Source organism: Xanthomonas sp. WHRI 7064, from assembly GCF_040202355.2.
GTDB lineage: Bacteria > Pseudomonadota > Gammaproteobacteria > Xanthomonadales > Xanthomonadaceae > Xanthomonas > Xanthomonas arboricola.
The window spans coordinates 1,543,611-1,558,346 of record NZ_CP167821.1 but is presented as its reverse complement, the minus strand read 5'-3'; the positions used below and the strand labels follow the sequence as shown (position 1 = coordinate 1,558,346).

Annotated in this window: 11 protein-coding genes; 6 read left to right on the top strand and 5 right to left on the bottom strand. The window is 63.2% G+C overall.

The window, feature by feature from the left end:
• Positions 1 to 45: 45 nt before the first annotated feature.
• Positions 46 to 1,095 carry an aldose epimerase family protein gene (locus tag ABQY74_RS06700; protein WP_184231181.1) on the bottom strand — a complete coding sequence of 350 codons (1,050 nt, stop codon included), beginning with the start codon at positions 1,093 to 1,095 and terminating at the stop codon, positions 46 to 48.
• Between the two features lie 240 nt (positions 1,096 to 1,335).
• Here ABQY74_RS06700 and ABQY74_RS06695 point away from each other — a divergent pair, with 240 nt between their 5' ends.
• Complete coding sequence (locus tag ABQY74_RS06695) at positions 1,336 to 2,919, top strand: alpha-L-arabinofuranosidase C-terminal domain-containing protein (protein ID WP_349793938.1); 1,584 nt, start codon at positions 1,336 to 1,338, stop codon at positions 2,917 to 2,919.
• Positions 2,920 to 3,059: 140 nt separating this feature from the next.
• On the opposite strand, the gene ABQY74_RS06690 is transcribed toward ABQY74_RS06695, so the two are convergent.
• Positions 3,060 to 5,255, bottom strand: a complete 2,196-nt coding sequence (locus tag ABQY74_RS06690; RefSeq protein WP_349793940.1) for a ricin-type beta-trefoil lectin domain protein — start codon at positions 5,253 to 5,255, stop codon at positions 3,060 to 3,062.
• 578 nt (positions 5,256 to 5,833) lie between these two features.
• On the bottom strand, positions 5,834 to 6,787 hold the full coding sequence (locus ABQY74_RS06685) for a LysR family transcriptional regulator (RefSeq protein WP_104573869.1): 954 nt from the start codon (positions 6,785 to 6,787) through the stop codon (positions 5,834 to 5,836).
• A 135-nt stretch (positions 6,788 to 6,922) separates the two neighbouring features.
• Between ABQY74_RS06685 and ABQY74_RS06680 the strand changes: the two genes are divergently transcribed.
• From ABQY74_RS06680 to ABQY74_RS06670, 3 genes are all read left to right on the top strand, one after another.
• Positions 6,923 to 7,198, top strand: coding sequence for a DUF2798 domain-containing protein (locus ABQY74_RS06680; RefSeq protein WP_039520048.1), 276 nt, complete (start codon positions 6,923 to 6,925; stop codon positions 7,196 to 7,198).
• Between the two features lie 16 nt (positions 7,199 to 7,214).
• Positions 7,215 to 7,559, top strand: a complete 345-nt coding sequence (locus ABQY74_RS06675) for a hypothetical protein (protein WP_349793943.1) — start codon at positions 7,215 to 7,217, stop codon at positions 7,557 to 7,559.
• 68 nt (positions 7,560 to 7,627) lie between these two features.
• Positions 7,628 to 8,977, top strand: a complete 1,350-nt coding sequence (locus ABQY74_RS06670; protein ID WP_349793945.1) for a glycoside hydrolase family 16 protein — start codon at positions 7,628 to 7,630, stop codon at positions 8,975 to 8,977.
• A gap of 84 nt (positions 8,978 to 9,061) precedes the next feature.
• Here the strand turns inward: ABQY74_RS06670 and ABQY74_RS06665 are convergent, their stop codons facing one another.
• Both ABQY74_RS06665 and ABQY74_RS06660 read right to left on the bottom strand, forming a co-directional pair.
• Positions 9,062 to 9,430, bottom strand: a complete 369-nt coding sequence (locus ABQY74_RS06665) for a response regulator (protein ID WP_016901499.1) — start codon at positions 9,428 to 9,430, stop codon at positions 9,062 to 9,064.
• Positions 9,423 to 10,586, bottom strand: coding sequence for an ATP-binding protein (locus tag ABQY74_RS06660; RefSeq protein WP_349793947.1), 1,164 nt, complete (start codon positions 10,584 to 10,586; stop codon positions 9,423 to 9,425). Before ABQY74_RS06660 ends, ABQY74_RS06665 begins: the two co-directional genes overlap by 8 nt.
• Positions 10,587 to 10,742: 156 nt before the next feature.
• Between ABQY74_RS06660 and ABQY74_RS06655 the strand changes: the two genes are divergently transcribed.
• Together ABQY74_RS06655 and ABQY74_RS06650 are read left to right on the top strand one after the other, a co-directional pair.
• The gene (locus tag ABQY74_RS06655) at positions 10,743 to 13,907 is read left to right on the top strand and encodes a response regulator (RefSeq protein ID WP_104555722.1); all 3,165 of its coding nucleotides are present in this window, start codon (positions 10,743 to 10,745) and stop codon (positions 13,905 to 13,907) included.
• Complete coding sequence (locus tag ABQY74_RS06650) at positions 13,880 to 14,731, top strand: protein-glutamate O-methyltransferase CheR (protein WP_180970621.1); 852 nt, start codon at positions 13,880 to 13,882, stop codon at positions 14,729 to 14,731. Before ABQY74_RS06655 ends, ABQY74_RS06650 begins: the two co-directional genes overlap by 28 nt.
• Positions 14,732 to 14,736: the final 5 nt, after the last annotated feature.

Here is a 14,736-nt window from a genome sequence, read left to right as displayed (position 1 = left end):
GGATTCAGGCCCGTCCCGGCCCCGCCGTCGCTGCGATACCCGCGCTCAGGCGTCCAGCGCAGCGCTCACCACCGCCCACGGCTGATCCGGCCCCGGGCTGGCGAAGTGATAGGCGATGCGGCGGCGATAGACCTGCCCGGGCCGCAGGATCGTCGACGGGAAGTTGGGGTGGTTGGGCGCGTCCGGGTAGTCCTGCGGCTCCAGGCAGACGCCACGGCCGAGTCCGGGATGGTGGTCGTCCAGATGCTGGCCTTCGTAGAGTTGCACCGCCGGTGCGTCGCTGCTGATGCGCAGCGCCACGCCACTGTGCGGCGAGTACAACTCGGCAACGCAATCGGCTCCGGCGGCCAGCACCAGGCATTGGTCGTAGCCCTTGTCGAGCACCACCTGCGGGTGCAACGGATCGATTTTGTCTGCCAACGCCGCAGCATGGCGGAAATCGAACGGCGTGCCGGCGACGGAGGCGATTTCACCGGTCGGGATCGATTCGGCATCCACCGGCAAATAGCGATCGGCCGGCACCCGCAACACCTGCAGCGCGGCGCGCCGATGCGGGTCGCCGGATAAATTGAAGTACGGGTGATGGGTGAGGTTCAACGCGGTGGCGGCATCGCAGTGCGCCTCGAAGTCCAGCTGCAGGCTGCGTCCTTGCAGGTGCAGCCGCGCACGCACCTGCAGATTGCCGGGATAGCCTTCTTCGCCATCGGGCGAGTCGTAACCGAGCAGCACCTGGTCCGGCGCCTGCTCCAGCACGCTCCACACGCGCCGACCGAAGCCGCGCAGGCCGCCGTGCAACTGGTTGCGCCCTTCGTTGGCCGCCAGCGTGTGGGTGACCCCATCCAGCGTGTAGCGCGCGCCGGCGATGCGGTTGCCGAAGCGGCCGACCAGGATATTGAGGCTGTCGCCATCGGCGGCGTAGGCCGGCAGATCCGGCAATGCCAGCAGCAACGGCACCACCGCGTGCTCGGTGGTCAGCCGCAGCGCATGCAGGATGCCGCCGTAGGTGAGCACCTCCGCCTCCAGCCCGGCAGTGCTGCGCAGCGTGAGCGCGTGGACTTCGACACCGTCTGGCAACTGCCCGAACACTCGCTGCATGGATCGTCCTGCCGATACTGGAAGCTGGCGAGCATAGCGGGGGAGCGCGGTCGCCGACCATGCCCCTGCGCACATCCTGGCGTGCGATGCGGTGGCGATGTCGGCGAGACCTGCGCCAGCGTCTGGCTGATTGATCGCGATGCAGCGACAAGCAGACATCGCAGGCACTAGGCTAGCGACGCGTCCGCCCCGCAGCGGCGTGTGACCACCTCGATCGATCAGCACAGGAGCGCCAAGCCGATGCAGTGGATTTCCCCCACTTTGCGAATCTCACCCGGACGGCTGTTGCAGGCTGTCGTTGGCGCGGTCTTGCTCGCCAGTGCGCTTGCCGCCCCTGCGGCCGAGGTCAAGGTGACCGGCACGCTGCGCGTTGACCAGCCCGGTGCGCAGGTGTCGCGGCAACTGTTTGGCCAGTTCGCCGAGCATCTGGGCACCGGCATCTACGGCGGGGTGTGGGTCGGCGAGAACTCGGCGATTGCCAATACGCGCGGCTATCGCAACGATGTGCTGGCCGCGCTGAAGGCGATTGCGGTGCCCAACATCCGCTGGCCCGGCGGCTGTTTTGCCGACGAATACCACTGGCGCGATGGCGTCGGTGCGCCGGCCAAGCGCCCGGTCAGCGTCAACACGCACTGGGGCGGCGTGGAAGAGTCCAACCGCTTCGGCACGCACGAGTTCATGGACTTCACCGAACTGCTCGGCACCCAGGCCTATATCGCCGGCAATGTGGGCAATGCGGCGCCGGACGAGATCGCGCAGTGGGCCGAATACATGACGGCACCGACCCGCTCGAGCCTGGCCAACGAGCGCCGCGCCAATGGCCGCGACACACCGTGGCAGGTGCCCTACTTCGGCGTGGGCAACGAGCTGTGGGGCTGCGGCGGCAACATGCGCGTGGAATACGCGGCCGACGTCTATCGGCGCTACCAGACCTTCGTCAAGGCGCCGGCCAATCAGAAGATCCTCAAGATCGCGCCCGGCCCCAACAACGACGATTACCACTGGACCGAGGTGATGATGCGCGAGGCCGGCACGCTGATGGACGGCCTGAGCCTGCACTACTACACCGTGCCAGGTGGCTGGCCACCGCGCGCCTCCTCCACCGACTTCGACGAAGCCGCCTGGATCGACACGCTGTCGCGCACGCTGGTGATGGACGAGCTGATCCGCAAACACAGCGCGATCATGGACCGCTACGACCCGGGCAGGAAAGTCGCGCTAGTGGTGGACGAATGGGGCACCTGGTACGCCGGGCTGCCGGATGCGAACCCGGGCTTCCTGCATCAACAGAACACGCTGCGCGATGCACTGGTGGCGTCTTTGAACATCGACATCTTCAGCGCACATGCCGAACGCGTGCGCATGGCCAATATCGCGCAGATGGTCAATGTGCTGCAGGCGATGATCCTCACCGACGGCGACAAGATGGTGCTGACGCCCACCTACCATGTGTTCGCGCTGTACAAGCCCTACCAGGACGCCACCCAGCTGCCGTTGCGCCTGCAGACACCCGAGTATCGCCATGGCGATGTCCACGTGCCCGCAGTGCACGGCTCGGCGGTCAAGGCCAGGGATGGGCACGTCTATATCGCCCTGACCAATCTGGATGCGACGTCGGCCGCGAGCGTCAGTGTGCAGGTGGATGGCCTGACGGCGCGCGGAGTGACCGGACAGATTCTGACCGGGCCGGCGATCACTGCGCACAACACTTTCGCCCAGCCACATGCGGTGGAACCGAAAGCATTCAAGGCCGCGCGAGTGCAGGACAAGGCGTTGCGCGTCACGCTGCCGGCGCGATCAATCGTGATGCTGGAGCTGAAATAGCTCAATCCACTACCCAACAAGAACCCGGATGCCAAGCTTGCTTTGGCGGATTCGACCCAACCGTCCAATCGCTCCCTTCCGACAAAAAGTGAAGGGCGCCCAAGGCGCCCCTCACTAAACGGACAACTATCAATCAGACCTTAATTGGGCTGTAGTTCCCACCTCTGATTGGCGTTACCAAGACACTGCCACATTTGGACTCGGGCGCCATTGGTTCCACCGCCCGCAGAATCATCAAGACACTTGTTATTGAACTCGCTGCGAATTTCACCGCGAATTTTCCAAGTTTGACTTGAGCTTCCATCGCATGTAGCCATCACAACGGAGGATCCACTGACGTTTGGATTCCCGCTTACGGTCAAGCAGGCTCCACCAAATCCGCGGACAGACCCATTCTTGCCAAGGGTCCATGTCTGGTTTTTGCTCAAGGAACAATCCCAGATCTGTACCGGGGTTCCGGGCGTGATACCGGATGCAGCTACGTCCAGGCAACGGCCTGTCGAAACCTGAATTTGACCGGTTGTTGGCGAATACTTCCAGATCTGATTTGCGCCACTCAAGTTATCGTAAAGCTGCAAACGCGCACCGTTTGCAGAAGATGCCCCGACCACATCAAGCACCTTGCCGCCTGTTGCAATAATCGCCGAGTTATTGAAAAACCAGGCCTGATTACGGGTATTCAATGAATCAAACAGCTGCAAACCAGCACCATCAGCACTGCTCACACCTGCAATGTCGAGAACCTTGTTGGCAACCGCAGTCCGCAGTGAACTGCTACCACGTTGCAGCGACCATTTCTGCTGGGAAAATCCATTACACCCCCAAACCTGAATCGCCGCTCCGTTCTGGCTGGAGCCATTTGTAATATCCAGACACTTCCCTGAAGGTCCGGAAATCTGACCAGGCGAGCTCAAGTCGTCATACGGAACCGTCGGGGCGCGATACTGAATAGCCCTGGGCACAGTGATGACAAAGGAACTCTTGTTATCTGCCTCGAGCATCACACCGCAAGGCTGGCCAAAGCAACCGTAAACAGATGGAGCAGAATATATATTAACCTCGCGCTGACCATTAATTCCGTAAGCCATGAGCGTATGAAAGCTGCCTACGTCACTACGATATCCATAATTTAAACTGGAATCTTGACTGCTATCACGCGTATGGCCAGATCCCAACAGATGACCTAGCTCATGCCCTAATGTAGTGGGCGTGCAGTAAAAATTACCGTCTATACCATCGGACACTTCAGCATAGGCGTAACGCGAATCTGTCGTACCGTTCCGCCAGGCGACTCCGCAGCTGTCCTGAGCGACATTAAAGCGCCTAACTAAGGCAACCATATCGGCACCAAGATTTTCACGTGCCTGACGTATAGGGCGGAATGCATCGTTATAGCTGGTAAGCCATGTCAACTCGTCCAGAACCTGATCATTGAGATTATTGTCGGTGTAAGCAACCTCCATAATTCCCACCAATCGGTAGCGGGCATTGATTGCCGCATTGACGAATGCCTGATTCGCCTGCTCCACCATGTTTGTCAACACGGTTTCGACTACGGACTCTCCACCGCGATAATCTTTGTAGCCTGTCGTATAACCCAGCAGAACATCGATCGAATTGGTTGCCGTGGTTCCTGCGGTGGCATTGACCTGCTCAAGATTATTGTAGCCTTGGATGATGCCGGTGGATTTCACCTGTGGCTGCAACTTGGCCATCGAAGCCGCGAGCAGCTCGCGAGCGTCGCCTTTCCGGCTTGGTGTGGCAGCCTGCGCCGCAGACACAGAGGCCGCCATCACATAGGGACGACCGTCCACGGTCGATATCTGATAGGTGCTGCCACCTGCTGATCCGAGAGAACCAAACACCGCATTCTTACCGAATGTTATGACAGATTCCTCACCGACCTGCGCACCGGGAAGGCGCCCAACCCAGGTCCAGTTACCATTCTTACCCTGCGTATGACGGACATATTCCATCTTCAGCTCGGTGCCGTCCGGAGCAACAATACTCATTGTTCCTTCGAGCACGGCACGCAGCGCATAAGACTCGCTCAGCCGTGCAGGATAGAGATCAAAAGGCCCTTCTTTCTGGGTAGCCTTTTGACTTTCATAACTCAGAAGGGTTCCATTATCAGGACCATCGAAGTAGTTATTATCGAGGGCATGCATACCAATTGCAGCTACAGGCACTTGACCGCCGGCGGTGCCTCGCCGAGCAGCAACCGACATCTTATCTTGGCCGTCATGCTGCAGCGTTTCCGAATGCTTATTCCAAAATAAAAATCCGCCACCTGCAGATGCGACCAACGCAATAACTAACGCGCTCTTCTTTAACATCACAAATCCCCTGATTGCCTTGCAAGTTGCTTGGCCGATCCGTCAAACATCAAAAGGCCCTACATGTAGGCGCCCGTTCCATCGGGTCATTCCGTCCCCGTGCGGTACTTCTTGTCTACGAGCTCTGCCATTTTACGCGTGCTATTCACCAAGCGCCGCCAAACAAGCGAATTGCCCCCCAGTCAGCAGCGCCTCACTTCTTATCGGCCACGGCCCAGATTGCTTGAGACATTTTTTAGCCAAGCCAAGGCGTCAGTACTTATGCATACCAGGCATACAAATTCATTACATCAGCGAGTGGTTCAGCGGGCTTTGGCAGCGGGCACTCTACTGACGGAACCCCAATGGACGATCCATCATTCAAGAGATATCCAGGCAGCCTTTTGGAATTCCAACCTGATGGCGACCTGCCAAGCCTTCCACCCCGGTGAACCAGGAGGCGGCTGAGCCACGCATTTGCGTCATTAGCCGATGCACCGTAGTCCGGAAACTTTTTAAGCCCACATATCGCACGCTCCCCCGCAGGAGCTGCATTACCTTCTCCGCAGACGTATGAGCAACCACGCAGCGATGAGTACTCAATTTGGCGTGGATATCAACGTAGGTACGGCAGTACGCCATTGCACCGGCAGGCGTTCGAGCACGTGTTCCATGAAGGCGCGCACCTTCGGGGTGAAGTCGCGGCGATCGGCGACGCAGAGGTAGATCCGTAGCGGCTCCGGCAATGCCTGGGCGGTGCTGGCGAGATCGGAGACAAACAGCGGCTGCAGCTCGCCGCGCTGCAGGTAAGGTTGTACGACATAGGCGGCCAGCCGCGCGATGCCGCCGCCGGCCGCGGCCATGGTGGCGAGCGCATCGATATCGTCGCTGACCATCGCCTTGCCCAGCTCCGGCTGGAAGCGCACGCCATTGCGCACGAAATTCCACGGCAGGCAGCGCCCGTCGACCGGGTAACGCAGCAGCAGGCAATCGTGATACTTCAAGTCGTCCGCACCCTGTGGCGTCCCGCAGCGCGCCAGATACTCGGGCGCTGCGCAGACCACCAGCGGCACCTGGGCGATGCAGCGTGCGACCAGGCCGTCTTCCAGCTGCGCCTCGATGCGCAGGCTGACATCAACGCTTTCCTGCGCGTGCTGCACGGCCCGGTCGGTGCACAACAGCTCGATCTCCAGCTGCGGGTACTGCTGGCGCAGGGCCGGCAGCATCGGGGCGAGCACGTGCCGCGCAAAGGCTGCGGTGCTGGCCACCCGCAAGCGCCCCGCCGGCGCCTGCTGCGGCCCGGCCACTGATTGGCGCGCGCGCTCCAGGTCGCGCTCCAGCTGCCGCACCTGCTCGAAGTACAGCGTGCCGCGCTCGGTCAGCGCCAGGCTGCGCGTGGTCCGGTGCAGCAGACGCACGCCCAGGTGCTGCTCCAGTCGCGCGATGTTCTGGCTGACCGCAGCCGCACTGATCCCCAGCAACTTGGCGCCTCCGGCAATGCTGCCGGCATCGACAGTGCTGACAAAGCTACGGATGGACTGAAGAATGTTCATTGGCTAGGCAAGTATTACCAAACGATTCGTAAGTTTTTCTTACGTAAGCCGCAAGGCTACGCGATCTACCCCGCCCGCGGTGGCGTCTCTACAGTGCTGCCCATCACGCCGATCCGCGGCAACCGAGGCCACTGCATGTCGTCATCTCCCCCCTCCTCCTCATTGCTGCGCCCGCGCTGGAAACTCGGCGTGCGCACCACCCCGTTTGTGTTCGCGTTCTATATGGCCGCGATCATGGCCTTTCTGATGTGCCTGGTGATCACCGGCGCCAACACCGGCCTTGCCCCCGGCTACCTGTGGCGCGTACTGGACGCTTACCGCATTGCGATGCCCACCGCGTTCTGCTGCGTGCTGGTGGTGCGACCGCTGGTGATACGGCTGGTGGCCTGGACGGTGCACGCCGGGCATTAAGTCAGGCGTATGCGGCATGCGCGAAACGCTGCCGCGGGCAATCGTGCCGATGCATCCGCAAGGCCATCGATGTGCCGCAGCACGTGGCCTGCCGGCCACGGTGGCATTCCGACGGCGTTCCCAGCGCCGTAGCCACTCCAGAGCCTGCCAACGCGTGCATGTGTTGGCGTTCGAAGCATCTGTCGGCTTGAACGCATTGACCTGGACGCCGCAGATGCAGTCGCGCCCGCAACGCAACATCCGCAACCAGCTGCTGCCACGCAGCATCCGGCGCATGCAGTCTGCGACCGCCGTCATGCCAATGATGGATTATTCCGGAATGAACACCACGGAACTGAAACGCGCCACACAATTGCTTTGACACTGAAGTAGCCGCTGCGCAGCGTCACTTCTCCATGGACGTCGGTCCACTTTTTGGAGACGCACGCAATGAACACGCTACGCAGTGTCGCTGTGCAGTTCGCCCTGCTGTGCGCAGTGGCGATGACACCAGGCGCGCACGCGCAAACCCTGGTCTGGGAAGACAACTTCAATGGCCCCGGCATCGATGGCAACAAGTGGACCTATGACGTCGGCAACGGCTGCCAGATCGGCCTGTGCGGCTGGGGCAATGGAGAGATGCAGTACTACACCAGCCGCGCCGAAAACGCGCGCATCGATAACGGTCGGCTGGTGATCGAAGCACGGCGCGAAGCGTTCCAGGGCATGCCGTTTACCTCGGCGCGTCTCAAGACCGAAGGCCGCATGCATTTCAAGTACGGCACGCTGGAAGCGCGCATCAAGACGCCGGTGGTGGGCAATGGACTGTGGCCGGCGTACTGGATGCTGGGCACCATCGGCGTGTGGCCAGGTCGCGGCGAGATCGACCTGCTGGAAGCCGGCATGGCCGCGGCGATCGCCAATGGCACCGCCAATCGCCGTATCGGCGCCGCGGTGCACTGGGACTACAACGGCCAGCAGGCCGACTACGACACCAGCTACACCAGCCCGGTGGATCTGCATGCCGACTTCCATGTGTACCGCCTGACCTGGGACCCGCAGTTCATCCGCGTGTGGATCGACGGCCAGCAATACTTCGAGTTTGCGATCTCCAATATCGAAGGCGCCTCGCTGCACGAATTCCATCAGCAGCAGTATCTGCTGCTCAATCTCGCCGTGGGCGGCACCTATACCGGCATCACCTCGCCTGCGGCGGTGACCGCGCCGTTGCCGGGCAGGATGGAGATCGATTACATCCGCCTGTATCAAAACGCCGGTTCGCAACTGTACGTGGGCGCGCAACACGCAGCGCCTGCGGGTCGGTTCGGCGTGTTCACCGAGCAGGCCGATACCAGCGGGCGACTCAACTTCGGCCAGGATGCCGAGCTGTATCTGTGGAACAACCTCACCCCGATTGCACAGGCGCCGTTCGAAGGCAGCAACGTGATGGCCTACCGCGCCAACGCCGGTGCCTGGTATGGCCTGGGCATCCAGACCGACTATCGCAACATGGCCGCCTATGCCGGCGGCACGCTGAAGCTGCATCTGAAAACCACCACGCCGTCGACCTTCAAGATCGGCATCAACACCAGCTTTGGCGACAGCTGGGTGGATTTTGCCGCGGGCGGCAATCAGTACGGCCTGGTGCGCGATGGCGCCTGGCACGAGGTGAGCATTCCCTTCAGTGCGTTCTACGACCTGGATCTGCAGGCGGTCAAACAGATGTTCATGCTGGTGGCCGATCCGCCGGCTACGCCAGTGGAGATCGCCATCGACAAGGTGTACTACCAGAGCCGTTGAGCGGCGTAGGCGCAGGACGCTCGGTCACGGCCCGCGCGATTGCAGGCAGAGCTTTCTGCAGCGCAGGACACACACAGCCAACGCTCAGGCGTTGGTTGCCACGCCTTTCAACACATCGATCAGCTGACGCAGGCGATACGGCTTGGGCAGGAAATCCACCTGCGCCGGCAGCGGCGGCAATTGCGCCTTTGCAAAGCCCGAGGCCAGGATCACCCGCGCCTGCGGCAGCAGCTGCGCCACGTGTTCGCTCAGTTCGATGCCCGACATGCCGTTGGGCATGCGGATGTCGCTGAAGACCACGTCATAGGGGCCGTTCTCGCGCAGCATGCGCAAGGCACTGTGGCCGTCGTCGGCAGTTTCGACGGTGATGCCTGCATCACGCAGCGCCTCGCCGATCAGTTCGCGCAATTCCTGCTGATCTTCCACCATCAACAGACGCAGGGGTTCAGTCATGCTCAGCCTCCTCGATGGCCGGGAGAAACAGGGTAACGGTGGTGCCGCGGCCAGGAGCGGTATCCAGCTCGACAAAACCACCGGATTGGGACGCAAAGCCGTATACCTGGCTCAATCCCAGGCCCGAGCCCTTGCCCACGTCCTTGGTGGTGAAAAACGGCTCACTGGCGCATTGCGCCACGTGTGCAGACATGCCGGGGCCATCATCGCGCACGGCAATGCTGACGTAGTTGCGCGGCCGGCCATGCGGATCGGACGGCGCAACACGCTGCTGCACGGCCGTTTCCAGCACGATGTTGCCGCCGCCAGGCATGGCATCGCAGCTGTTGAACACCAGATTGAGCAAGGCCGCTTCCAGTTGGCCGGGGTCCACGCGAATATCGGGCAGTTGCTCGGCAAACTTGAGCGACAAGGCAAGGCCGGCCGGGCAGGCACGCCGCAGCAGTTCCAGCGAGCGCGTCACCACCGCGTTGGCGCCATGGCGCTCGGGAATCAGCCGCTGCCCGCGTGCAAAGGCGAGCAGCTGGCGCGTCAGCAAGGTGCCACGGTCGACTGCCGTCTGCGCCGCTTCCACCAGCATGCGCGTGCGCGCATCGTCGCCGGCACGCAGCGCGATCAGGTCCAGGCTGGTCACCATCACGGTCAGCAGATTATTGAAATCGTGCGCCATGCCGAGCGTGAGGCGGCCCAGCGCATCCACCTTCTGCGACTGCATCAGGGCGTGCTGCGCGTGCTGCAACAGCTGCTGCGCCTGGTGCCGCTGGTCGATGTCGCAGGTGACCTTGGCAAAGCCGACCAGCACGCCGAATTCCAGCACCGGCTCGATTGCCACGCTTGCCCAGAAGCGGCTGCCGTCCTTGCGCACCCGCCAGCGTTCGGTGGCAAAGCGCCCCTCGCGTCTGGCGGTGTCCAGATTGCGGGCCGGCTCGCCACCCTGCGCATCCTCAGGCAGATAGAAACGCGAAAAGTGCGAGCCAATGATCTCGGCGGCGGTGTAACCCTTGATGCGCTCGCCGCCGGGATTCCAGCTGCACACGTGGCCGCCCGTATCGAGCATGTAGATCGCATAATCGGACACGCTCTGCACCAACAGCTGGCACTGCCGGCTGTCGTGAGAAAGCGGCCCCGCACTGTCGACGGCCGTTTCCGCATCCATCACGCAACTTTCCCCCGAGAAAGCGCGCGACCATAGTGACGAGTGCGTGAAGGCTGCGTGCAAGCCGACCCGGCTGCAGAGCGTCAAAATCCCGGCGATTTGCGCGTGAAAGTTATCGGCTACCATGACCGCCCTCCCCGTAAGGTCCGCGCCTTTATGCAGAACATCTCGACCACACGCGACCGCTGGGTGTGGGTGATCGCGGGGGCCCTGATGGCGGGAACGCTCGGCGTGGAATTGGTCACGCCGCTCGGCTATGCGGTGTGGCTGACCTATTTCGTCGCGGTGGGCGTGACGGTTTTCCAGAATCGCGTGCAGGTGCCTCTGGTGGTCGCCGCGCTATCGTGCGTGCTGCTGGCCGTCGGTTTTCAGCTGGCGCCGTCCAGTACCAGTTCGAGTTTTTCCTCGATCAACCGCAGCATCGGCGGGGTATCGTTCCTGGCGATGGCGCTGGTGGTGATGCAGGCGATCCGCGCACGCCGCCAGGCCGAACTGGCGCTGTGGCTGCAGCAGGCCGAAAACACCGTTGAAGCCAGTTTGCGCGGCGATCACAGCCCGGACGATCTGGCCAATGCCGCCGTGCGCGCGCTGTGCGACACGCTGGATGCGCAGGTCGGCGCGCTGTATCGCATCGAGGGCGAGCGCCTGCGTCTGACCGGCGGCGCCGCGCTGCCGGCCGATGCGTCCAAGACATTGCCGACCGATGCCGGCCAACTCGGCGAGGCCTTGCGTAGCGGCACGGTGCGCCGTGTGCGCGGTGTGGAAGCCGGACATCTGCAGATCGCCTCGGGCCTGGGGCGCAGCGCCTGCCAGGAACTGCTGCTGGCACCGGTCATCGCCGATGGGCGGGTGATCGGCATCCTCGAGCTGGGCCGCGCCGCTGCGCCGGGCACGGCCCGCACGCGCGAGGAAGAACTCCTCACGCGCTGCGGCGAGAACATCGGCCTGGCCTTGCGCACGGCATTGCTGCGCGCGCAGCTGGTGGCCCTGCTGGAAGAAACCCAGCGCCAAAGCGAGGAACTGCAGACCCAGCAGGAAGAGCTGCGCGTGGCCAACGAGGAGCTGGAGGAACAAAGCCGCAGCCTGCAGCAATCGCAGAGCGATCTGGAACTGCAGCAAGCCGAGCTGGAACAGACCAACGTGCAGCTGGAAGAGCGCACCCAGGCGCTGGAAGCGCAGAAGCAGGCCTTGCTGATCGCGCAGAATCAGCTGGTGCGCAACAGCAACGAGCTGTCCACCGCCTCGCGCTACAAATCCGAGTTCCTGGCCAACATGTCGCACGAGCTGCGCACGCCGCTCAACAGCGCGTTGATCCTGGCCAAGCTGCTGTCGGACAACAAGGACGGCACGCTCAGCCCCGAGCAGGTGAAATACGCGCAGGCGATTCTGTCGTCCAACAACGATCTGCTGGCGTTGATCAACGACATTCTCGACCTGTCCAAGATCGAAGCCGGGCATGTGGAACTGGCCGACGAGACCGTCGCCACCAGCTCGGTGCTGCAGCGCCTGCGCGAGACCTTCGAACCGCTGGCGCGGCAGAAGGGCCTGGCGTTGCAGATGGCTGCCGAATCGGACGCACCGACGCAACTGGTCGTCGATAGCCAGCGCCTGCAGCAGATCCTCAAGAACCTGCTGGCCAACGCGATCAAGTTCACCGAGCACGGCAGCGTCAGCCTGTCGATCCAGGCGCACACGCCGGGCCGGGTGCTGTTCAAGGTCAACGACACCGGCATCGGCATCGCGCACGAACAGACCGAGGTCATCTTCGAAGCGTTCCGCCAGGCCGATGGCAGCACGCGCCGTCGCTACGGCGGCACCGGCTTGGGGCTGTCGATCTCGCGCGACCTGGCCCAGCGCATGGGCGGCAGCATCCGCGTGGACAGCCAGCCCGGACGCGGCAGCTGTTTCACGCTGGAATTGCCGATCGACGGCGCGCCGGCCGAGCTGGTCACCGCAGCACAGGCCAACGCGGGTGCGATGGCGATCGGCACCGCGCCGTCGTCGCAATCCGCCAGTGGCACGGCCATGGACTCGCGCCTTGATGGGCGCGCAACGGTTGCGTCCACGGGGATGCCGCTGCCGATTCCGGCAGCCACCGCCCCGCCGCTGCAGCGCGCCGACGATGATCGCGACCAACGCACCCGTCCCGGCCGGCTGATCCTGGCGGTGGAGGACGAAGCACGCTTTGCACAGGCGCTGGTCGACCTGGCGCACGAGCTGGACTTCGATTGCGTGGTGGCGCCCAGCGCCGAAGAAGCGCTGCGTCTGGCCGCCGAACTGCGCCCCAGCGGCATCCTGCTCGATATCGGCCTGCCGGATGCGTCCGGCCTGAGCGTGCTCGAACGCCTCAAGCGCGATCCGGCCACGCGCCATATTCCGGTGCATGTGGTGTCCGCGCTGGAGCGCAGCCAGATTGCGCTGGAACTGGGCGCGGTGGGCTATCTGATCAAGCCGGCCACGCGCGAGCTGCTGGCGGGCGCGATCCGTCAACTGGAAGACACCAATGCACGTGCGGTGCGCCGCCTGCTGATCGTCGAGGACGACAGCGCGCTGCGCGCGAATCTGCAATTGCTGCTGGCGCGCGATCAACTGGAGATCATCGCGGTGGGCAGCATTGCCGAGGCGATGCAGCAGCTGGCCGGCTCGACCTTCGACTGCATGGTCACCGATCTGGCGCTGCCCGACGGCAGCGGCTACGACCTGCTCGAGCGCATGGCCGGCAACGACGCAGTCGCGTTTCCGCCGGTCATCGTCTACACCGGGCGCGCGCTCACCCGCGACGAGGAACAACGCCTGCGCCGCTATTCCAAGAGCATCATCATCAAGGGCGTGCGCTCGCCCGAGCGCCTGCTCGATGAGGTGACGCTGTTCCTGCACAGCGTGGAAGCCTCGCTGCCCAGCGACCAGCAACGCCTGCTGCGCGAAGCGCGCCGCCGCGATGCGGTGCTGGACGGCGCCACCGTGCTGCTGGCCGAGGACGACGTGCGCAACATCTTTGCGCTCTCCAGCGTGCTCGAGCCGCTGGGCGTGACGCTGCAGATCGCCCGCAACGGCCGCGAGGCGCTGGAACATCTGGCCAAGCACGAGGTGGACCTGGTGCTGATGGACATCATGATGCCGGAGATGGACGGCCTGACCGCGATGCGCCAGATCCGCGCCAATCGCCAGTGGCAGGATCTGCCGATCATCGCGCTGACCGCCAAGGCCATGGCCGACGATCGCGAACGTTGTCTTGAGGCCGGCGCCAACGACTACATCGCCAAGCCCATCGACGTGGACAAGCTGGTGTCGCTGTGCCGGGTGTGGTGCTCGCGGCAATGAACGCGGTGGAGCTGTTCGACCTGGAGCTGCGGGTGCTGCTGGAAGCGGTCTACCAGCGCTACCACTACGACTTCCGTGATTACGCGGTGTCGTCGCTGCGCCGGCGCATGCGCCACGCAATGGCACGCCTAGAGTGCGCGCGCGTGGCCGATCTGCAGCACCGCCTGCTGCACGAACCGGACACCTTTGCGCAGGCGATGCAGTTCTTCACCGTGCAGGTGTCGGAGATGTTCCGCGACCCGGCCTACTTCCGCGTACTGCGCGAGCATGCGGTGCCGGTCTTGCGCACCTATCCATCGATCAAGCTATGGGTGGCCGGCTGCAGCACCGGCGAGGAAGTCTGGTCGCTGGCGATCCTGCTGCACGAAGAAGGCCTGCTGGAAAAGGCGGTGATCTACGCCACCGACATCAATCCCGAAGCGCTGGGCATGGCCGAAGCCGGTGCCTTCGGCATCGACCGCATCGCGCAGTTCAGCCGCAATTACCTGGATGCCGGCGGCCGCGGCTCGCTCTCGGATTACTACACCACCGCCTACGACGGCGCGGTGTTCGATCGCCGGTTGAAGCGCAACATCGTCTTCGCCGACCACAGCCTGGCCACCGATACGGTGTTCTCCGAAGTGCATCTGGTGTCGTGCCGCAACGTGCTGATCTATTTCAACCGCAGCCTGCAGGACCGTGCCGTGGGCCTGTTCCACGATGCATTGGTGCACCGTGGGTTCCTGGGCCTGGGCAGCAAGGAGTCGCTGCAGTTCGGTGCGCATGCGCAGGCGTTCGAAACCGTGGCACGCGAGCAGCGCCTGTTCCGCAAGGCGGCGGCATGAACGAG

What these genes read in the sequence shown, in the direction of transcription:
- ABQY74_RS06700 (WP_184231181.1), bottom strand. Translation starts at nt 1,095, where the DNA reads ATGCAGCGAGTGTTCGGGCAGTTGCCAGACGGTGTCGAAGTCCACGCG.
- ABQY74_RS06695 (WP_349793938.1), top strand. Translation starts at nt 1,336, where the DNA reads ATGCAGTGGATTTCCCCCACTTTGCGAATCTCACCCGGACGGCTGTTG.
- ABQY74_RS06690 (WP_349793940.1), bottom strand. Translation starts at nt 5,255, where the DNA reads ATGTTAAAGAAGAGCGCGTTAGTTATTGCGTTGGTCGCATCTGCAGGT.
- ABQY74_RS06685 (WP_104573869.1), bottom strand. Translation starts at nt 6,787, where the DNA reads ATGAACATTCTTCAGTCCATCCGTAGCTTTGTCAGCACTGTCGATGCC.
- ABQY74_RS06680 (WP_039520048.1), top strand. Translation starts at nt 6,923, where the DNA reads ATGTCGTCATCTCCCCCCTCCTCCTCATTGCTGCGCCCGCGCTGGAAA.
- ABQY74_RS06675 (WP_349793943.1), top strand. Translation starts at nt 7,215, where the DNA reads ATGCGCGAAACGCTGCCGCGGGCAATCGTGCCGATGCATCCGCAAGGC.
- ABQY74_RS06670 (WP_349793945.1), top strand. Translation starts at nt 7,628, where the DNA reads ATGAACACGCTACGCAGTGTCGCTGTGCAGTTCGCCCTGCTGTGCGCA.
- ABQY74_RS06665 (WP_016901499.1), bottom strand. Translation starts at nt 9,430, where the DNA reads ATGACTGAACCCCTGCGTCTGTTGATGGTGGAAGATCAGCAGGAATTG.
- ABQY74_RS06660 (WP_349793947.1), bottom strand. Translation starts at nt 10,586, where the DNA reads ATGGATGCGGAAACGGCCGTCGACAGTGCGGGGCCGCTTTCTCACGAC.
- ABQY74_RS06655 (WP_104555722.1), top strand. Translation starts at nt 10,743, where the DNA reads ATGCAGAACATCTCGACCACACGCGACCGCTGGGTGTGGGTGATCGCG.